This window comes from Bradyrhizobium sp. (assembly GCF_019242285.1).
Lineage (GTDB): Bacteria > Pseudomonadota > Alphaproteobacteria > Rhizobiales > Xanthobacteraceae > Bradyrhizobium.
The window spans coordinates 1-4,396 of sequence record NZ_JAFAVV010000132.1 but is presented as its reverse complement, the minus strand read 5'-3'; the positions used below and the strand labels follow the sequence as shown (position 1 = coordinate 4,396).

General features: G+C 64.9%; 4 protein-coding genes. All 4 read right to left on the bottom strand.

Annotation, left to right across the window (positions count from 1 at the left end):
• Positions 1–50: 50 nt before the first annotated feature.
• The 4 genes from JOY90_RS04655 to JOY90_RS04640 all read right to left on the bottom strand — a co-directional run bounded on the left by JOY90_RS04655 (position 51) and on the right by JOY90_RS04640 (position 4,206).
• Complete coding sequence (locus JOY90_RS04655; RefSeq protein WP_291689981.1) at positions 51–875, bottom strand: carbohydrate ABC transporter permease; 825 nt, start codon at positions 873–875, stop codon at positions 51–53.
• Positions 872–1,810: a carbohydrate ABC transporter permease gene (locus JOY90_RS04650; RefSeq protein ID WP_291689980.1), complete on the bottom strand. Its 939-nt coding sequence runs from the start codon at positions 1,808–1,810 to the stop codon at positions 872–874. Before JOY90_RS04650 ends, JOY90_RS04655 begins: the two co-directional genes overlap by 4 nt.
• A complete protein-coding gene (locus JOY90_RS04645; protein ID WP_291689979.1) occupies positions 1,807–3,132 on the bottom strand; it encodes a sugar ABC transporter substrate-binding protein in 1,326 nt (441 codons plus the stop codon). Before JOY90_RS04645 ends, JOY90_RS04650 begins: the two co-directional genes overlap by 4 nt.
• A 120-nt stretch (positions 3,133–3,252) precedes the next feature.
• Positions 3,253–4,206 (bottom strand): ribose-phosphate pyrophosphokinase, encoded by a 954-nt coding sequence (locus JOY90_RS04640; RefSeq protein WP_291689978.1) that lies wholly within the window; start codon positions 4,204–4,206, stop codon positions 3,253–3,255.
• Positions 4,207–4,396: the final 190 nt, after the last annotated feature.

The window sequence follows — 4,396 nt, the reverse complement described above, 5'->3', positions numbered from 1 at the left end:
AAGACCATCGCCTATTTCGCCGACCAGATTGCGGGGCGGTGATGGGTCGTTCAGCCGCCCTTCACCGCGCCGGCCGTCAGCCCCGCCACGATCTGGCGCTGGGCGAAGATCGTCAGCAGCAGCACGGGAAAGGTCACGATCAGGGCGGCGGCCGCGAGCGGCCCCCAGGAGAGCTGGTCGAAGGAGATCATGTTGTAGACGGCGACCGGCAGCGTGCGGGTCTCGCGCCCCGCCAGCACGATGCCGAAGACAAAATTGTTCCAGGAGAAGATCACCGCCAGGATGAACGCCACCGCCAGTCCCGGCCGCGCCACCGGCAGCGCCACATGCCGGAACACCTGCCAGCGCGTCGCGCCGTCGATGGTTGCGGCTTCCTCCAGCTCGATCGGCGTGGTCTCGAAATAGCCGATCATGATCCAGATCACGATCGGCACCGTGACGACGAGATGGATGATGATCTGCGGCCACAACGTGCCCAGCAGGCCGAGCCATTGAAACAGCAGGAACAGCGGAATGAGATAGGAGAGGCCCGGCGTGATGCGCGCGATCAGGATCACGATCGCCGATTTATGCGCCGCCATCCGCGCGATCCCGTAACCGGCGGGGACGCCGACCAGCATCGCCAGCAGCGTGGCACCGCCGGTGACGATCAGGCTGTTCTTGAAATAGGTCGCGAACCGGTTGGAGGCGAGCACGTCGGCATAGTTCTTCCAGGCGAAATGCTCGGGGATGAACACCGGCGGATAGGCGGCATTGTCGATCTCGAACTTCACCGACAGCGACGCCATCCAGAGGAAGAACAGGATCGCCGGCGAGACGATGACGAACACCGAGACCGCCAGCGCGACCTTGCCGAGGATCTGGCGCGCGCTCATGCGGCGGAGCCCGCTTCGGTCCATAGCGTGCGCTGGCGCACATGGAGCAGGATGGCGGCGAGTACGCAGATCAGTGCGAAGAAGATCACCGCGATCGCCGAGCCGTAGCCGAGGTCGTAATAGGTGAAGGCGGCGCTGTAGAGGTAGAGGTTGATGGTCTCCGAGGCGGTGCCCGGCCCGCCCTGGGTGATGGCGAAGATGATGTCGAAACTCTTCACGGCGTCGATGGTGCGGATCATCGCGGCGATGAACAGGAACGGAAGGATGAGCGGGAAGGTGACGTAGCGGAACATCTGCCAGGCGGTGGCGCCGTCGATCTGTGCGCTCTCGTAGGGCTCGGTCGGCAGCGCCGCGATGCCGCCGAGCACGATCAGCATGACCAGCGGGGTCCACTGCCAGGTCTCGACCAGCACCAGCGAGGGGATCACGGTCGCCGGATGGAACACCCAGAGCTGCGGCGGCAGGCCGACCAGGGAGAGCAGATAGTTGAGTACGCCGAGCTGCGGATGAAACATCATGGTCCAGACCAGCGCGATCGCAACCGGCGTCGCCATCATCGGCATGATGAAGATGGCGCGCAGGATGCCGCGCCCGGGGAAGCGGGCGTGAAACACCACGGCCGCGAATGTGCCGAACACGAGCGGCAGCAGCACCGAGAGCACGGTATAGACCAGCGTATGTCCGACCGCCTCGGTGAAACGCGGATCGCCCGGCAGCCGCAGGTAGTTGGCAAAGCCGACGAAGGTGATGGGCGAGCCAACCTTCCATTCGTTGAGGCTCATCCAGATCGTGAACAGCCACGGGAAGATGATGACGGCCAGCACCACGGCCAGCGCCGGCACGACGAACGGCCAGTAGGAGATCGGCCGCCAGGGCTGTCCCGGCGTCGCCTCGGCCTGCGCCGCCGCCGGGCCTGCTTGCAGCAACGTGCTCACGCTTTCTCGCTGCGCTCCAGGATCGGCCGGTACTGCTCGTGAGCCTTCTTCAGTTCACTCGCCGGGTCTGCGCCCGACAAGGTCGCCGTCAGCGCCGAGCCGACGATGTCGCGGAATTCGGCCACGGGGATCACGACCGGCAGGCCGAGCTTGCTGATCTTGCCGGAATCGATGACCGACTGGAGCCACTCCGCCGGCATCTTCACGCCTTTGCGCACCTCAGCGTCGCTCAGGATCGAATTGCGGAACGGCACGCCGCCGCCGGCCTGCAGGAGACGCGCGCCCTGCGTCTTGGAGACCACCCATTGGCACAACAGGTAGGCTGCCTCCTTGTTCTTGCTGGTCGCGGTGACGCCGATGCCGTCGCCATAGGTCGCGGAATACTGCCCCTTGGGACCTGCCGGCACGACGGTGTAGCCGACCTTGCCGACGATCCGCGAGGCCGTCGGGTCTTCCAGCGGTGGCGCCCAGCCGACGCCGTCGATCCACATCGCCGATCGCCCTTGCGTGAACGAGGCCATCGACTCCATCCAGTTGAAACCCGCGACGCCGGGCGGTGCCGACTTGGTCAGCAGACGTTGATAGAGCCTGGTGGCCTCGATCGCCTCGGGGCCGTCGGTCAGGATGTTGCCCTTGCCGTCGAGGAACTCGCCGCCATAGTCGAGATAGAAGTTGGTCCACAGCGTCATGTTGGCGTTGCGCAGGCCGCGTCCGACGAAGCCGAACGTGCCCTCCTTGGGATCGGTCAGCTTCTCGGCGGCGTCCGCCATCTCATCCAGCGTCTTGGGAACCGCGACGCCTTTCTTCGCGAACAGCTCCTTGTTGTAGTAGAGGATGAAGTAGTCGACCGACCATGGCAGCGACAGCATCCGTCCCTTGTCGTTCCTGGCGTATTGCAGCCCGGCGGCGGAGAAATCGCTCTCGACCAGATCCGGCGCGGTCATGGTCGGGTCCTTCATGTAGTCGGTGATGTCGGCGAGCCAGCCGGCCTTCTCGAACTGCCGCTTCTGCACATGATAGGAGAGGTGCACGACGTCGAAGCTCGGCTTGCCCGAGGCGAGCTCGATCACCACCTTCTGGCGCTGCTGCTGCTCCGGGATCTGCTCGGATTCGACCTCGATGCCGGTGAGCTCGGTGAACTCCTTGACGTATTTCTGCAGGTTGTCGCCGCGCGGGCCCTTGGCGAGGATCACCTCGAGCCTGGTGCCGGCGTACTTCTTCCAGTTCACCTCGGCGCGGGCGGGCGCTCCCGTCAGCGCCAGGGCTCCGGCGGCGGCCGAGCCGGCCAGCACGGCGCGGCGAGAGATGCGGTGATCCGTCATGATGTCCTCCCCAGGGCTCGTCTTGTTCTGAGGAGGGAGTCTAGCGCGGGCGCGCACAAGGAAACAGGCCCTGTCGAACCGTCGGAGGCGGTATTCGTCCTGGATGTAGAGCTGGCTGGTCTAGTCGAACAGGCTCGACACCGATTCTTCGGCGGCGGTACGGGCAATCGCCTCGGCGATCAGGGTGGCGATCGAGAGGGTGCGGATGTTGGTGGCCTTGCGCACGGCCTCGGTCGGCTGGATCGAATCGGTGATGACCAGCTCTTTCAGTTTCGAGGAGGCGATGCGCGTCACCGCGCCGCCCGACAGCACGCCGTGGCTGATATAGGCGTAGACGTCCTTGGCGCCGTTGGCGAGCAGCGCGTCGGCGGCGTTCACCAGCGTGCCGCCGGAATCGACGATATCGTCGATCAGGATGCAGGTGTAGCCTTCGACCTCGCCGATCACGTTCATGACCTCCGACTCGCCGGCGCGCTCGCGCCGCTTGTCGATGATGGCGAGCGGGGTGTTGATGCGCTTGGCGAGCCCGCGGGCACGCACCACGCCGCCGACGTCCGGCGACACCACCATCGATCGGGTGGAGTCGAAGCGCTCGCGAATGTCGCGCACCATTACCGGCGAGGCGAACAGGTTATCGGTCGGGATGTCGAAGAATCCCTGAATCTGCGCGGCATGCAGGTCGAGCGTCATCACACGATCGACGCCGGCCTGGGTGATCAGGTTGGCGACCAGCTTGGCCGAGATCGGGGTGCGGGAGCCGGATTTCCGGTCCTGCCGCGCATAGCCGAAATAGGGAATCACCGCCGTGATGCGGCGGGCCGACGACCGGCGCAGCGCATCGGTAATGATCAGCAATTCCATCAGATGGTCGTTGGCCGGGAACGAGGTCGACTGCAGGATGAAGGCATCGCTGCCGCGGACGTTCTCCTGGATCTCGACGAAAATCTCCATGTCGGCGAAGCGCCGCACCACCGCCTTGGTGAGCGACAGGCCGAGCCCGTCCGCGATGGCCTGGGACAGCGCCGGGTTGGAGTTGCCGGCAACGAGCTTGATGGCGCCGTTCTTGGCCGACATCGAGAATTCTCCCCGCGAATTGCTGGAGACCTTTTGCAGCATATCGGAATACCCGCAGAACCGGCTTGCTTCTACGGGCGAGGGAATATCAGGGAGTCCGCGCGGCTGGCAACCCGCTGTCCCGATTTTCCCGGGCAAAAATCCCCGATTTCCCCGGGGATTAGGCTAACGATCAGTGTAGCCGAGGGCG